Below are 15,518 nucleotides of genomic sequence, written 5' to 3'. Positions count from 1 at the left end.
CTTCTACTCAACAGTCTACCCGATTTATTGGCGGGTGAAACCGTGGAATCACGCGTCGAGCAGGGGTTTTACCTTCTGGTCAGGTGTCGAGCGCCGAGGCGAGTTGCTCGGTCAGGCGGCGTGCCGTCCTCACCACGTCGCGGGCGGCGTCGTCGGCGTGGTTCTTCAACTCCATGAACGCCGCTCGGTCCTCGACTTCGGCGGCCGCCGCCTCGCGCAGCGCGAACCGCTCGACTTCCTCGACCAGGAGTGCGCGAAGCTGCCGGGTCTCGACGCGCGCGGCCTGGTCGTCGTGGGCGGTGATGAGCGCCGTGAGCGCGGCCGCGAGGTCGTCGGCGGCGCTGACCGCGTCGTGGGCCTTCTCCACCAGTTCGATGTCGGCGTTCTCGCGTTGGCCGTATGGCTTCGTCAGGTCGTTGGCCGCCTCTCCCGCCTTGTCGTAGGCGGTGAGCTGGGCGGCGAGGTGCTCCAGGATGTACCGCACACCCCGAGCGCGGTGGCCCGAGCTGTTGATCTGGCGGATCAGCTCGGTGTCGTCCTCCTCGGCGTAGCGGCCGTACGCTCCGGCAACAGCCTCACCGGCGTCGATGCCACGCGCATCGAGGGCGTGAAACAGATCGCTCATCAGGTCGCGTGCCACCAGCTCGAAGTCTGTGCCGTCCTGGGCGCTCGCTCCGGTGTAGTGGGTGCGGGCGTAGATGGCCACGGCGTCGGCGGCCCGAGTCGCGCGCTCGGTGTTCTCCATGGTGTTCTCCCCTGTTCGCGGGTGGTTGGGCGGGTGTCCGGCCCGCCCTTTCTATTCAATAGTCTACCCGGTCATGATGTTTCGCAACCCCTCGACAGGCCGTCTGAGCTGGGGTTTTACCTTCTGTTCCGCACTCTGACCAGCCCGGCGGGGTTTCGCTCTCACCCAGTCCGGGGGCCTCGTGGTCATCTCGTCGCCTGATGCTCGCACTACCGCAGGTTCCGGAGGGCGGCCAAGCCCCTTGCCCGAAGGGTCGGCGCTTGCGCCGAGGGCTTGGGGGCCCTCCGGGTTCTGTGGTAGCCCCTTGGGGTCAGGAGACGAGATGACCACGACCCCGGACGGCACCACCTACGGGCCTTGACAGGCGCACCCGGCCCGGCTCATCTCGGAGCCTGCCTCCCCGGCGAGGGGTGGGGGAGCTGGGGGCAACGCCCCCGCACCGGCCCGCAGGGCGGGCAGCCCTTTCCCCTTCGCGGCCGGCGGCTTGGCTCACGACGTGCGCGGCGTCTCCTGGCGGAGCGCCTGCTCGATGAGGTGCACCGCGCCCTGCCTGGCCTGCAGGCGCCGGCCTTCCATGCGGTAGACGCCCAGTAGCTGCTCGATGATGTGGGGTTCCAGCTGGCCGCGATGGTCGACGGCCACGCGTCCATAGCCGCGGCGGGCGGCAATCAGCGCCTGGTCGAGGTGATGGCGGGCCATCACCGCCAGCGCCAGCGGGTAGGTGCGCAGCTGCTCGTGGGCGCGGTAGTTCGGCGGCAGACCGTCCAGCAGCCAGGCCGCGGCCGTGCTCTGCCATCCCTCGGCAGACGGGGGCAAGACCTCCTCGGGCCAGCCCTCAGGCCCAGACTCGGCGACGGCGGGATTCTCGGCGCTGGGGTAGGGCTCCTCGGGCTCCCAGGGCACATCGGTGTAGTCCACACCCTCAATCGGCGCCAGGCCGAGCAGTGGTAGCCACTCCTTGCGATCCCTGAACCCGCCTTGAAAGCCCTCCTCGATCATCTCCCGCCAGGCCACGAGCGCCTCCTTGGCGCCGTCCGGGCCTATCCGCAGCCGCAACATCCACCCCGCGTCATGCGGCGGGATGCTGACGGCCGCGCCCTCGTCAGGGTGGTCGGGGTGGGACACAGAGACCAGCGTAGCGCCACAGTCGAACCAGCGTTCGACAGGCGGCGGCCTGTCGAGGCCATAGAACCCTAGTTGATCTTGAGACCAATTGGTCTCAAGATCAACTAGGGGAGTGGGTTACGTTCCCGGCTCGATGGCCTTCTCCAGAAGGTCGGCGAGTTGGCGCATCTGCGAGATGAATGCCTGTGCCTCCTGGGGGCGCTGACGGGCCTCATCGACAAACTGCCTCATGCGCGCGGGTTCCCGGATCGCCAGGACTGCCGCGGTGGCCTTCCCCCACCGGTCGGCGGTCCGCGCCGGGGTGGCGTGTTGCTCGCCGTGCAGGTAGGCGCGGATCTGCTCGATTGCCTGTTCAGCGTCGAAGGGGCCCGGGGGGATGACGCCTACAGCGCCCTTGAGCATCGCCGCAGTCATCCGAGCCCCTTCGACGGCTGCGACGCCTGCAGCGACGGTCTGGCCGACCAGCAAGGCGGCGTCCTGGCCGTGTTCGGAGGCCAGGGGAAGGAGTTCCCGGACCTGGGACTCGTTCGCCTTGATTCCGGCGGCGGCGAGCTTCTCGGCCAGCGGCCACGCCTCGATCAGCCGGTCCGCGTGCCTTCGGCCCATCTCCCAGCCGTTCTCGGTGTAGTCGTCAAAGGTGGCGTAATCCTCGCGGTAGAGGCGGCCATCCCGGACGACTTGCAGCGCCTTTCCTGCAGCCCAGTAGGCAACCCGGAGGTTCTCCAAGGCCGCCTCACAGAGGGCGAGGTGCTCGCGCTCGACGTCTGAGAGAGGGCCGTCGACGGCGGCGGCATCGTAGGGCGCGGGGAGGTGGCCAGGTCCCACAAACCCGGCAACCGCCGGGGGAGTGGCCGACGCTTCCTCTGGGTCCTCACCCCAGTTGGGGGAGAGGTCGGGCAGCTCCTCGCGCATGGCCAGGAGTGCGTCGAAGCCCTTGCTTTTGGTGGTCTTACTCACGTACGGGGCTCCCTTCGGCTCAACGGCGAGCGCCGGCGCGGCCGATGTTCAACAGCAGCTCGGTATGCACGGCGGCCAGGTCCTCGCGCAGCTTGGGCGCGTAGCGCTCGTTGTACCGGGTGATGGGTATCCCGGCCTTGAGGCTGTTAGGCCACGCGCGGTACTTGCGCACGAAGGACCTGAAGTGCGGGATGTTCTCGGCTTCGAGCGTCTCCCATGCCTCTAGAACGTGCTGGGCGCCTACTTGCGGGTCGGCCTTGGTGACGACTGCGGCGTAGGGCACGCCCATCTCAGCTACGCGCTTGGCGGTGCGGATGGTGGGGAGCACCGACTCGAACTCGTGGTCGTAGGGGATGAGCACGAACGTGGCGTTCTTGACGATGCGAGCCAAGATCTTGTCCGCTTCGAGGCTGCCGGGACAGTCGGCGAAAACGGTGTCGATGTCCTGGAGGCTGCGGATTTCCTCGATGTGGTCAGGGTCGGTATCAAGGCGGACCTCGTACCCGGGGTCTGCGAGGACGTTCGTGACCTGGTGTGCGGTCCCTTGGGGGTCGGTGTCCCAGACCAGGGCCCGGCCGTTGGCCTTGGCGGTGTGGGCGGCCAGGCCGAGCGTGAGCATGGTCTTTCCGACCCCGCCCTTGCCGTTGATGATGGGGATGAGGTAGCTGCGAGCTGCGCGAGCGGCAGTTCTGAGCGCGCCGCTCTGGGCGGTGGCGTTCATGGAAGCTTCCGATCGTTTGTGATCTTGACGCCTGCTGCGATCAAGAGTGAGGAGAAGGGCAGCACCAACAAAGTTGATCTTGAGACCAATTGGTCTCAAGATCAACAACGGGTGATTCCACCCTGTCAGGGGTGAGTGTCCCAGACCAGTAGCACGGCCGCTATGAACCGGCCTCGTGGTGCGTGGCACGTCGAGTTGGCGAACCCTGGCTTCGCAGCGAACCACCGAAACGCGCAAGGGCCCCGCACGCTGAGCGCGCGGGGCCCGTTGGGGTGCGTGTGGCGTCGGCTACACAGCAGTCGTCAAGAGCTTGCCGTTCATCAGGGCTTCGTCGAGCCGGGATTGCCGCCAGCGCCCTTGGCGAGGCTGTCGCGCAAGACCTTGTTCGCCAGTGCTTCGCCGAGCTCGGGGTCTTCGGCGAGGACGGTCCTCAGTGTCTTGATCACAGAGTCCTTATCGCCAGTACGCGTTGCGGCGGCGAGCTGGTCTTGCACGCCGGTGGAGTAGACGTCGCGATTCCTAGCCATTGCATTCCTCCGTGAGGCGGGCCTGGTCGAGTTTGGCGAGTTCGATGTGGGCTCGCGCCTCTGCTGTCAGGACGCGAGCGAGGTCGAGATCCCTTTGCTGGCGAGAAGCTCCAGCCTTCGCCAACAGCGCTGCGGCGCGCTGCTGGTGGGCGCTGCGCGCGCCGGCCGCCAAGCACACGGCGCTGAGGATGGACTCAGCCACCTGCTGGGATTGCGCGTCGGCGCGGACCTCAATGCAGAGATCCGGCTCGCCCACGTCGGCGGCCTCGCCGTCCACGATCGCCCACGCGCCGCTCGGGTGGTCGTGGTCCACAGGCACCACCCGCCAATCGCTTGGATCAAGGATCACCTGGTGCTCCTTTCTGTACGTAATCACGTCTCGGTAGGGCGATGGGCTGCTACTTGATGACTTCCAGGGCCAGCGCGATGAGGCCGACGTTGGCCAGGGCGAAGATGACGAAGAACGCGACGATGTTGCCGAGGGTGGGGCGCATGGATGTGTCCTTTCGATCAGCAGGCGGGGGAGGGGGTGCGGACCGCGCTTCACTTCGAGCGTTCAGCGCTGGAGCATTGGGTGCAGGTCTGCAGATGGATGGCCTGATCGGTGGAACTGAGGGTGGCGATGAGGGTGCAGGCGATAGCGCCCCTCACCACCACCCCAACGGCCCAAGCGGCCTCGCGGCCGGTGGTGCGCTTGGAGGCCATGAGCTCTATCCGAAGAACCGGCGAAGGCCCTTGGCGCCCGCGCCGGCTTGGCGCAGAGCGTCTTCCTGCAGTTGCTGCGCCTTACGCTCGCCAACGGCCTGGTGCAGCTTTTCGGCGGCTCGATTTCTGTCCTGACGGCTCACTCCGTGGCCGTTGGCGGCAATGGCCAGGGCCCGCAATTGGTTAGCGTCACGGGCGGCGGCCGCAGCCTGCCGCCGCTGCTTGTCCGACATTCGATCTCTCATGACCGCCTCACCGATCACAGACCGGACAGGTGAGGGTCTTCACGTACAGGTAGCTGCCGCACATGCCACAACGCGGCAACTTGGCGGGCCCAGACCCGCCGGGCAGTGCCTTCTTGGTGGGGTCGACGCGTCGCCCAGTTGTTCTGGCGGGCGCCTTCTTCGCGCTCACCGCTTGTCGCCCGTCTGGCTGTCGGCGTTCGGCTTCTGCGAGGTCTGGATGGCGCCGTTACCGGAGTAGAGAGGCTTGCTCGGGCCAGTGTTGGCCCCGGCCGGCCACAGCTTGTCCTTGCGATCTGGCATGCTGGAACTCCTCGAAAGAGGGCCCCGAGGCGAACGTTCTTGGTCGGATGAGCGCCTCGGGGCTTTTGTGTCGCTGGGCCCTGTGGCTCCTGCGACCTGTCGCCTTACGATTACACGCATAGTCTTGAAGTTCAAGAGTCTTGAACTTATAGCTTCACTGTGATCTCATACAGGAGACGCAACAGTGATGCGCTGAACCGCGCCGGTGTAAAGGAGATGGGGTGTCGTGCTTCACTTCGAGAGTCCGAAAGTCTTGATTCCCAAGACTCCCGAGCTTGCCTCGGGGGCTCTCGCACCTTTGGAGAACTGCATGACGCCAGAAGGACAGGGGTCCACCCTGCGGCCGAAATATGTGCCGCTCGGCGGCGACGCCTGGACACGCTTGGACGAGCTCGCCCGAGAACTACAGGACGCCAAGTCACGCCGAGGTGGGGAAAGGATCACCTCAAACACCCTGATCAGAGTGGGCGTGGCTGTCGTGCTTTCGTTCGGCGATTCCCTGACTGGCGACACTGAGGAGGAACTGCGAAGAGGGCTCCTGGAGCGCCTAGGCAGACCACAACCTCCTGCCGCAACGGCGGCAGATTCCTAACACCACAGATCATCAAGCCCGGACGACGACGCCTCAATCTTGGCGGATCAGTCGTCGCCGCCCGGGGTGAACACCAACAAGGAGAACCTTGTGATGTTGAAGAAAATCCTACGGCGGCGCATGCGCACGGCCGATAGCCACCCCATCGCCAACGGTCATGGTCTCGACTCAGCTCGTTTGTCGATCGGCCCGGACGGAGTGCAGGAGACGCGCGTCTACCGCACGGGGTCGACCACCGAGGCCCCAGGCGAACGCCTCTCCGGTCGGCTGCTCGGCGCAGCTGGCGTCCTCATCTTCGGGGCCCTGGTCGGTGCGGGCTTCGTCGGCTACGAGGCACAGCGCCTGTTCGCCCTGCTCCACAACCACACCAGTGCCAACCCAACCGCGGCCGACCAGGTCCGCGCGGTCATCATCGCCGCCCTGCCCGATGTCGGCTGGGTCGCCATGGCCCTGGTCGCCCTGGTCGCCGCGCTACGCGGTCAGTCCAGCCTCCGCGCCCGCGTCGGCGTGATGGTCTTCTTCGGCCTGAGCCTGGGCGCGCAGATCCTTTACGCGCCCCACACGATCGAAGGCATGCTCGTCGCGGTCATAGCCCCTGTGACCATGGCTTGGATGCTCGAAAGCTACATCGTGGAAGTGCGGCGCCGCGTCGCAGCCCAGCGAGGTGCCGACACGGACGAGACTCCCATCCTCACCGGCGTACTCGTGTCGGCCTGGCGGGTGCTGCGCGCCATGGTGCGCCTTCTTCTGTGGTTCCTCCGCCTGATGCTCGACCCCAAGGGCACCTGCCGCGGCGTGCGCACATGGGTGCTGGAGACAGCCCCGCTGGCCCCTGGCCGTACGACTGCCAGCCTGGCATCTGACCGCGCACTTGAGCAGGCCGCCGAGGCGGAGACGACCGTCGAGCAGGTACGCGCCGAAACCGCCGCCCAACTACAGGCCCAGGCCGACGCCATCGCCGCCGAGCGCGCCGAGATGGCCGAACGGCTCAACCAGAGCACCGTCCTTGCCCGCCGGGCCGAGCGGCGCAACATCGAGCAGGAACTGGCCAGCCTCAACGATCGTCTGACCGCCACCTTCCAGGCCTGGGAGCGTGAGCGCGCCGCACGCTGCCGCCTGGAGGAACTGGCCAAGGCCACCTCTGGCCGCGAGCGGCTCATCGTGCTCTACGAGCACCTCGGCAAAGACGGCGACCACCGCTATGGCAAGCGCGCCGCCATCGGCGAACTGGCCGGCGAGCTGGCCGCCGCGGCGGGCCTGCAGAGCGAGGGAACCGCCCGAGCCTACCTTTACGAGCACTTCGACACCGTGGAGGCCCGAAACAGCCACGAAATGTCAGCCCCGTACGACATGATCGATGCAGGGAGTGGCTCATGACACATCAGGACCTTCCCGGGGTCGTCGAGACTGTTGCGCCTCCCTGTGCCCCGGCCATCGCACCATCCCCCATGCGGGCTGCCCTCGCCAGCCCGGCTGCGCTGGCTGCAGAAGCCAACCTCCCCATGCCCTGGGACATCGTGCCGGGGTTTTGGGGATGGGTCGTCGTGCTTGTGGTGCTCGCGTTGGGCACCCGCTCGGCCCGCCGCGTGTTCGCGCCCGCCAAGCCCGTGCTGCCATTGCGCTACCGCCTGCGCATGGGCTGGCACCCCGGCCCCGGCTGGGCGGGCCTGTGGGAGCTGTATCGCGGGTACGGCCGCGGCCCGGCCCGCAAGGCCGCCAAGCGCGCGCGCCCGTCGCTGGGCTGGAAACACCGCTGGTTCGGCCAGCCGAGCGAGTACGCCATCGGCCTGGGCAGGGCGCTGCCGCTGTGGCGGCGCGCCTACGCCAGCTTCAAACACGTTGAGCTCACCGTCGCCCCACCTCAGCAAGGCAAGAGCGCCGCGGCCGCCGCCCGCATCATCCGCGCCCCCGGGCCGGTGCTGGCCACCAGCGTGCGCGGCGACCTCATCGCCGGCACCGCCGGGGTACGCCAGCAGTACGGCACTCTGCACGTCTTCAACCCCGCCGGGGTCGGTGACTACGGCTCGACGTTCAAGTGGAACCTGGTCGCGGGCTGCCAGGACGCGGAGATAGCGATGCTGCGCGCCGGATACCTCGTCGCCGGCGTGAACGCCAAACTCGACGACTCCTCTTTCTGGAGCGACCAGGCCGTGCTCACGCTCGCGGGCTACCTGCAAGCGGGCGCGCTGGTGCGGGTGACGTTGCGCACGGTCTTGAAGTGGATCATCACGCGCGAAGAGACCCCCCTCCGCGTCCTTGAGCGCCACGAGGGCGCCTATGAAGCCTCCGTGCTGGCGGTCGGCGAGTACATCACCCTGCCCGAGCGCACCCAAGCCTCCGTGGCCACCACGGTGCGCAACGTCCTCAAGTTCATGGCCCACCCCGGCGTCGCCGACGCGCTCGAACCACGCACCGAGCGCGACCTCTTCGACATCGAGCAATTCCTGACCACCCGCGACACCCTGTACCTGGTCGCCGACCCGGGCTCGCGCGAACTCGCGCCGCTGTTCCTGTGCCTGACCAGCGAGATCTTCTTCCGCGCCGTTAAGGAAGGCTCGCGCGGCACCTCCCAAGCCCTCGACCCGCCGCTCTCGATGGTGCTCGATGAGGTGGCCAACTTCTGCCCCATCCCCGTCCAGGCCTGGGCCAGCTACTCGGCCGGCTCGGGCGTGATCATGAATCTACTGGTGCAGGCATGGTCACAACTCAAAGAGCGCTACGGCCACGACGGCGCGGACACCATCTTTAATCTGGCCACCTGCAAGGTCGTCTACACCGCCACCACCGATGAGGAGATCCTCAAGAAGATCTGCAGCCTGCTCGGTCGTCGCCGCATGCGGGTGGGCAGCGAAAGCGTCGCTGATGGCACCGACTCTCAAGGCCGGTCCCGATCGCGTCGGCGCCCCACCTACGACGACGTCGACATTCTCACTCCCGAAGACGTGCGGCGCCTGCCCCCGTGGCATGCGGTGGTGGTGCTGGGGGATCGCAAACCCACCATCGTCAAGGTTGACCGGGTGTGGAAGCTGGCCGAGTACAGAAAGTGGGCCAAGTCGGGCATGGGCATCCAGCTGCCCAGCGTCACGCCACGCCCCGTACCCATCCCACGGCCGGAGCTGCTGCACGAGGTCGACAGCGTGCCTGCCTTCGATGAGCTCACGCCTCGACGCGAGCGCCGCCAGACGGCACCGCCATCGCCGCTCCGCCAGGTGCAGGCGGCAGGCACGCCGCCCCCGCCCCTGCGCCTGGAGGACCTGCAGGGGGCTACCGAAGAGATGCCCCAGGCCAAGCGCTGGTCGCCATGGGACGAAGACGAGAGGCAGCAGTGAGCGAGGAGTACCTCGGCGACATCGCGAGCCCGGCCGGACAGACCGGCCGGGCTCCCGGTTTGGATGCCGTACTGGCCGCGCTGGCCACCTTGAGCGTGGATGTGGGCGGGGTGCGCGCCAACGTCGAGCACCTCACCACAGGCCATGTCGACCTGGCCCGCCAACTGCGCCCCCTTTCGGGCCTTCCTGCCGTAGTCGAGCAGCTGCGCGCTGAGGCAAACCGGGTGCCGGAGCTGGCCGAGGAAGTCAGCAAGCTGGCCGACAGCGTCGGCCAGATGCTCGACAACCCCCCGGCCAAAGCCCCCTCGCCCCAAGACTGGACACACGTCCCCGCCGCCGATCGCCGCGAATGGCTGGAGGAACTCCTCGCGTGGGTGCGCGACGTGCTGTTTACCGGCTGGCCTTGGACAGCCACCCGCCTTCGCGCCTGTTGGCCTCGCCACCTCGACCTCGTCAACGACGTGGCCATGCTGCGGTGCCTCTACCAAACCGCCTACGACCACGCCGGCGGCCGGGCCCATCACGCCGTCGAGTTCCGCCGCAGCGTCGACGACGTCATGGCCACCGCCAACGAACGCACCCGCGCATGCCCGCCGCCCAACGATGGCCGTCCTCACCTGGTGCCCATCCCGCCGCGCGACGACAGCACGCACCTCAACCAGGCCGTACGCATCGCCATCCTGGCCGAGTTCCACCAGCTACAGGAGCAGGCCAACCACCCGCAAACCCCCCAGGATCTGCGAGCTGACGTCATGGCCCGCGCCCGCCACCTCTCCCAGCTCCACCACATCACCCAAGAGGAATACGCCACCTACGAAAACGCCCTCGCGGCCAGCAAAGCCCACGCCGCAACCATCACCAACCGGCCCCAACCGACCGCCGCCCGATCACAATCACGACGCTGATCACACATGCATGAGGGCCATGAACCCGCGTCGGGTTCATGGCCCTCATGCATGCCTGCGGGAAGCTACCGGCTCCACGGAGTTTCAGCGGAGCGGCCAGTCAGCCACAGCAGTGCTGTTCCAACCCCTAAGGCGTACTCCTCGCGTGGCCGGGTGTGCTCTTGCCCGGTCGCCGCCTCAACGATCTTCTGCCCTTCCAAAGCGACTTCCCACATTAGGAAGCGACTCGGCAGTCCCGGGCGTACTTCGTTGGTCAACGGCGCTCGGTCACACCGCCCCAGTGCCCAGGCGATCGCGTCCAAGCAGCCATGCCCATACGGCTCGCCGGCGAGCTCGGCCCGCACCACAGCCTCCTCGCGCGCAATCCGCTCAGGAGTGCGAACCAAACGGACCCGGTCGAGCGCCTGGCGTTCTCTCAGATCCAGCCCCCGCGGCCCGTCCTCGTCGACGCTGCGGCGCAGTTCCTCGGCCTCATCGTCCGTAAGCGGGGGCCGTGTGTCTGGAGGCGGGGCGGATGCTGCTACTTCCTCCCAGAGGGGCATCAGTGGCCTGTACGAGCTGTCATCGTCTGGCGAGCTCATACCAGGTACGGTAGCCCGCGCATCTGCGCTTCTCACAGTTCCATCTCCGCGCCCTGCTCCGATTCAGCCGCCCGCGCGCGAGCGCGGTACTCGACCGCCCGCTGTTGCTCGCGCTTCTCCAGCTGTTCGCGCTCGCCGGCCACCCGCTCAGGTTCGCGCTCGGCGGCCTTCTCTGCGCGCATCCGCTCGTCTCGGCTGGCCCGCAGCCGCTCGCCGTCGTCGACCTCCCGGCCAGCCTCTCGCCCGGCGATGATCTCGCGGGCGGTACGAGCCTGGAGGATCGCCCGAACTACGCCCCGATCCTCGGCGTCGCGCTCCTGGGCGTGCTGGGCCTCGCCGTACAAGTCCAGCGCCGTCTGTCCAGGGGTGAAGGCCTCCACCTCGGCCTGCTCGCGCTCCTCGACCGGCTCCGGCTGCTTCTCGACGTGTTCGACCTCGAACTCCAGCTCCAGCTGACCCTCGTGGACCTGGTGATGCTGGTCGTGGTCGACGGTCTGATCGCGCGTTGGCGGACCTTCCCCGCTGGCCTCCACGTGCAAGGACGGCAGTGCTGCTGCGTCTACTTCCGGGCGCCGCCGCAGTTCGGCGTCGGCGCGCATGGCCGCGATGCGCGCGTCTTCCGTGGCTCGATGCCAGCTCTGGCGCGAGTCGTCGATCTCCACCAGCCGTTCACGTTGCGTCTGCAGCTCGCCGGCCAGCGCGTCATACCCGCGCGCCTGCACCTCCAGCGTCTCGCGCACCTCCGCGTCCGCTTCCCGCTCGGCGCGCGCCCGCAGCCGCACGGCCGAAGCGAGGTGTTCGCGCAGCGAGATCGACACCGCCTTGAGCTTCTCGGCCACGTACGGGGGCGCCCACCGCGCCTCCCGTTCATACCTCGCCCGCGCCACCCACAGCTCACCCAGCGTTGCGCTGGCGGCGTCGCGCTCGCTCTCCGAGCGGCCCAACGCGTCGTAAGCGGCGTACCAAGCCATCCGCTGTTCGGGATTGCCGCGTCCAGGCGCGGGCCCCAGCGCGTCGCTGGCGGCGATGCCGTACTGCTCGCGATAGCCCAGCACCCGCCCGGCCCGCTTGATCCAGCTCTCTCGTTCCTGGGGCTCGTCTGGCGCGTGCCCTATCTCCTTCACCAACCACGCGGGCGCGCGCTCGGCGGCCCGCTCGGCCAGCTCAGCGCTGCGCTGGTCCATGCGCTCGGCCAGCTGCTCAAGGAAGCGATCAATGGCGGGGATGCCCAGCTGCGGAGTGCGCTCACGCCAACTGGCCTTGATGTGGTCCTCGGACGGCTCCAGCGCCCGCATATCCACCCCGCGCGCCGCCCCGGCCTGGGTGATGCGCCAGTGGAGGGTCTCGGCGATCGAGTCGGCGCTGTCGAGCTCGCGCTCGGTGATGGCCGCATCCAGAATGCGCGCCGCGTCCCGGCCCGACACCTCCAGCTCCCGCAGCAGCCGCGCAAGGCTGCCCTTCGCCTGATCGGCGCGCAGCCGGTCAGCGTCGCGCCCAGTCAGCACCCCGCGGGCCTCGGCCTGGTCGATGTAGGCGTCAGGGGCGCGCTCACGCTGCTCACTCAGCCACATCGCCGACAGGTGGCCCATATGGGTGACGCGCTCGGCCTCCGCCCGCACTGCCTCAATCGCTGTCTGATCGTCTTCTGTGCGCTCAAGCGCGGCCGCCAACACGCCAAGCCCTGCCCCGGCCTGGACGTCTGGGACCTGCTTCGGCTCCTGCGGCCCCGGCCGCAAGTCCGCCTCGCGCTGGTCAGCCTCCACCACGGCGTAGGCGTAGTTGCCATCGGTAGCGCGGGTGAGCATGACGTACAACATCTCCCGCGTCACGCTCTCATCGACCAGGCCGTGACAGGTCTGTACCGTGCGCCCCTGCGCCGCATGCACCGTTCCGGCGTAGCCAAGCTCCACGTTCTCGGCCACGTATTCGGCCTCGATCTCCACCGCCGGGCCGAGGTTGCCGTGCTTGTCGAGCAGCCGTGCGCGAACCGTCCCCGCGCCCACCTCAATGACTTTCAGCACATCTCGGTTGGTGATCGTTCGCCCTGTGTCGCCGATGGGGATTCCACTCTCGTTTGCGCGCGCGGTGATGATGTCACCCACCCCCGCGATGTTCCCGTCACGCAGCCTCACCCCATGCTCGGTCACCCGCTTCAACTCAACCAGCTGCTGCCGCACCTGAGCGGACAGCTCACTGGCCAGCTCGTTGGTCGGCACCAAAAGCATCGTGTGCTTTCCGGCGAGCACATCGTCTAGGTACGCCTGGTAGGCCGCTTCCTGCATGGCCTCGCGCTGGCCCTCGGCCAGGCGGCCGTGTCGGTCGTAGTCGGCGAGCACCTGCGTGTCGCCCTCGCGCAGCCTGACCGAGGCGTCTCGCTCCCATGTCTCGCGCATGCGCGCCACGTCCACCAGCTCGTAGGCGCCGGCGGCCTGCGCGAACTGGCGCATCATGCCCCCGCGCCCCGGCGCGCCCAGCTGCGAGCAGTCTCCAGCCCACACCACCTTCGCGCCGTGCGCGGCCGCCAGGCGCTGGATGGCCGCTTGCTGGTCGACCGTCACCATGGACGCCTCGTCCACCACAATCAGCTGCCCTGGCTCCACCCGCGTCCGGCCAACCCGTACTTCCATCAGCCAGCGGGTGATGTTGGATGCGCTGTCGAGCCCTTCCTCCACCAACACGTTCGCCGCGTTCTGCGCGGTGGTCAGCCCCACCACGCGGCCGCCGCCGAGCTGCCGCCACATCTCCGCCAGCTGAGCAACCGTGTAGCTCTTGCCCGCCCCGGCCGGAGCGGAAAGCACATCCACTCCCCGCCCGCTTGTGGCGATGCCGAACACCGCGGCGGCCTGGTCGAGGCGAAGCGTGGTCGTGCTTGAAGCGGCGATCTGCTGCTCGCTGTGCGGTCGCCCGCCAGCCTGCTCACTCGCGCTCGCGCCCCCGGAGGGAGTCTCGGCGGCGCCGCCGAGCGTTTCGCCTTCCAGCCAAGCGCGATCGAGGCCCAGCCAAGCAGCCACCGCTTGAGCCTCCAGGCGTGGCGCGGTGCGATCCAACGCCGCGGCGATCAGCACTTGCTGCGTGTCCAACACCGCGGTGGTGGTGTAGCGCTCCGAGCACGGTGCCTCATACACACTGCGCCCGTTCTCCCGCACCAACTCCGGCGGGAACTCCACCACCTCCGGCGCCGTCACCAACCGCACCCCCTCCCTACGGCCCGGGTCGAGAGCGTCGTCGGCCAACTCCTCCAGCAGCGCCTCTACCCGCTCGGCCGGCAAGCCGCCGAGGTGGTCGGGAAGGTGACGGGACAGGTAGCGCACCAGCTCAAAGCGGGTGAAGGTGTGCCGCTCGTTCTGCGCCTCCTGCACTGCGGCGGCGATGACGCGACCCATGTCCATCTCCGCCAGGTGCTCGGCATCGCCAAAGGCCTTCACCGGATCGCGCCGCCCCAGCACCTGGGCGGGGATCTGCGTGAGCTGGCCTATCTCCTGCTCGGTGGTGCGCCTCTCCCACTCGGCCAACTCCTGAGCGCGCGTGGGCGCCGCCTCCAGCTTCGGCTTGCCCGCCTTGGTGGCCTTGGTGGCGTCCTGGGCCATCTTGAACAGCGCCCGCGCGCTCGGCTTACGCCCGTGTGCCGCCTCGTAGTCCTCAATGCGGCGCTGCAGGTCCTCGGTCACCTGCACGCGCCGTGAGCTGAAAGCGTCGATGACCTCCTGGTCGACGCCCACCACCTCGCGGCCGTTGCCGTCCGGCCGGGCCCGCCACTCCACCCCGAGCACGCGCGTGAGCTGTTCCTCCATCACCCGCTCACCAAAGGCGGCCGCCGCGGGGCGCACCTTGAACAGCGCCCGGCTATCGAGCGTGCGCCAGGTGCCGTCTTCGCACTCCTGCTTGTTGAGCACCGCCTGATGCACATGCAACTGCGGGTCACCCTCCCGGCTGGTGTGCTGCCGGAACTGACCCACCACCCACCGGCCCGCCTCCACCCACCGGCCCGTCGACCGCTGCTCGACCGACACCCCGTGATAGCCCGCCCGCGCGGCGCCGGCGTGCTCGCGCGCGTAGTTGAGGCTCGCGCTCGCCCCCGCCATCACCGCCTCCCACACCGCACCGGCCGCCCGCTCGTAGGCGTCGGCCTGCTCGATGTTCCCGGCCGCTCGCGCGCTCACCGCCGAGGCCTGCAGCCCCGCGTGCAGAAGAGACACCGACTTGGTGGGAGAAAACGTCAAGTCGAAAAACCGGACCGCGCCACGCCCGTCCTTTTGCGACTCAATCCACAGCTCTTGACGACGCTCTTCGGTGGCCTCCGGCTCGGCGGCCAGCTTCATTTCAAAGAGGTCATCGGCGCTTTTGTAGTTACCGGCCCGCCGCCCCAAATACGCCTTCTCAACGTCGGGCACGTCCTGGTTCAAAAAGTCCGGGTCACGCGGGTCGAGAAAGTGCGTATACAGCTTCTCCATCACCGGAGCCTGAACGACCGACCCAGGTTCCAACCCCAGCACCCGAGCGCCCTCACCCCACCACACCCCCGGCGGCTCGCCGTGCTCGGCCACCGCCGAAAGGTAGTAGTTCTCCGCCCCCTGGCCCACCGACCTCGTCAAATACCCCGGGTCATAGCCGCGCGCGATGCTCAGCATGCTCACGACCTCCCTCCGGGGCACCGCCCCGGCAGGGCGGCGATGATCACGGACAGGCTCATCATACCATGATCATTAATAATGCCTAGGTGTGTTGTAGATCATGAGTGGGTGAGGTTGGTGAGATGAGGTGGTGTGCGGATCTTGGTTGTGTGGTC

At 68.1% G+C, this 15,518-nt stretch carries 12 protein-coding genes; 3 read left to right on the top strand and 9 right to left on the bottom strand.

Features of this window, described 5'->3' with window-relative positions; genetic code table 11:
- Positions 1–79: 79 nt before the first annotated feature.
- The 8 genes from ACIBHY_RS53980 to ACIBHY_RS53945 all read right to left on the bottom strand — a co-directional run bounded on the left by ACIBHY_RS53980 (position 80) and on the right by ACIBHY_RS53945 (position 5,325).
- Positions 80–745, bottom strand: coding sequence for a hypothetical protein (locus ACIBHY_RS53980; RefSeq protein ID WP_397310993.1), 666 nt, complete (start codon positions 743–745; stop codon positions 80–82).
- A 489-nt stretch (positions 746–1,234) separates the two neighbouring features.
- On the bottom strand, positions 1,235–1,870 hold the full coding sequence (locus tag ACIBHY_RS53975) for a hypothetical protein (RefSeq protein ID WP_397310992.1): 636 nt from the start codon (positions 1,868–1,870) through the stop codon (positions 1,235–1,237).
- 117 nt (positions 1,871–1,987) lie between these two features.
- Complete coding sequence (locus ACIBHY_RS53970) at positions 1,988–2,827, bottom strand: hypothetical protein (protein ID WP_397310990.1); 840 nt, start codon at positions 2,825–2,827, stop codon at positions 1,988–1,990.
- Positions 2,828–2,846: 19 nt separating this feature from the next.
- A complete protein-coding gene (locus ACIBHY_RS53965) occupies positions 2,847–3,548 on the bottom strand; it encodes a ParA family protein (protein ID WP_397310989.1) in 702 nt (233 codons plus the stop codon).
- A 320-nt stretch (positions 3,549–3,868) separates the two neighbouring features.
- A complete protein-coding gene (locus ACIBHY_RS53960) occupies positions 3,869–3,994 on the bottom strand; it encodes a hypothetical protein (protein WP_397310988.1) in 126 nt (41 codons plus the stop codon).
- A gap of 73 nt (positions 3,995–4,067) precedes the next feature.
- Positions 4,068–4,424, bottom strand: a complete 357-nt coding sequence (locus ACIBHY_RS53955) for a hypothetical protein (RefSeq protein WP_397310986.1) — start codon at positions 4,422–4,424, stop codon at positions 4,068–4,070.
- A 361-nt stretch (positions 4,425–4,785) separates the two neighbouring features.
- The gene (locus tag ACIBHY_RS53950; RefSeq protein ID WP_397310985.1) at positions 4,786–5,013 is read right to left on the bottom strand and encodes a hypothetical protein; all 228 of its coding nucleotides are present in this window, start codon (positions 5,011–5,013) and stop codon (positions 4,786–4,788) included.
- Positions 5,014–5,190: 177 nt separating this feature from the next.
- Positions 5,191–5,325, bottom strand: coding sequence for a hypothetical protein (locus ACIBHY_RS53945; protein WP_397310984.1), 135 nt, complete (start codon positions 5,323–5,325; stop codon positions 5,191–5,193).
- Positions 5,326–5,983: 658 nt separating this feature from the next.
- Between ACIBHY_RS53945 and ACIBHY_RS53940 the strand changes: the two genes are divergently transcribed.
- From ACIBHY_RS53940 to ACIBHY_RS53930, 3 genes are read left to right on the top strand one after another with little or no spacing between them, the layout of a single operon-like run.
- On the top strand, positions 5,984–7,294 hold the full coding sequence (locus ACIBHY_RS53940; RefSeq protein WP_397310983.1) for a DUF2637 domain-containing protein: 1,311 nt from the start codon (positions 5,984–5,986) through the stop codon (positions 7,292–7,294).
- Positions 7,291–9,246, top strand: a complete 1,956-nt coding sequence (locus tag ACIBHY_RS53935; RefSeq protein ID WP_397310982.1) for a type IV secretory system conjugative DNA transfer family protein — start codon at positions 7,291–7,293, stop codon at positions 9,244–9,246. Before ACIBHY_RS53940 ends, ACIBHY_RS53935 begins: the two co-directional genes overlap by 4 nt.
- On the top strand, positions 9,243–10,151 hold the full coding sequence (locus tag ACIBHY_RS53930; protein WP_397310980.1) for a hypothetical protein: 909 nt from the start codon (positions 9,243–9,245) through the stop codon (positions 10,149–10,151). The genes ACIBHY_RS53935 and ACIBHY_RS53930 overlap by 4 nt, the downstream gene beginning before the upstream one ends.
- A 613-nt stretch (positions 10,152–10,764) precedes the next feature.
- Here ACIBHY_RS53930 and mobF read toward each other — a convergent pair.
- A complete protein-coding gene (mobF, locus tag ACIBHY_RS53925) occupies positions 10,765–15,360 on the bottom strand; it encodes a MobF family relaxase (RefSeq protein ID WP_397310979.1) in 4,596 nt (1,531 codons plus the stop codon).
- Between the last annotated feature and the right edge of the window lie 158 nt (positions 15,361–15,518).

Origin of the sequence: Nonomuraea sp. NPDC050547, assembly GCF_044457345.1 — a bacterium.
Lineage (GTDB): Bacteria > Actinomycetota > Actinomycetes > Streptosporangiales > Streptosporangiaceae > Nonomuraea.
The sequence above is the reverse complement of the archived record's forward strand: the minus strand, read 5'-3'. Positions and strand labels throughout refer to the sequence as shown.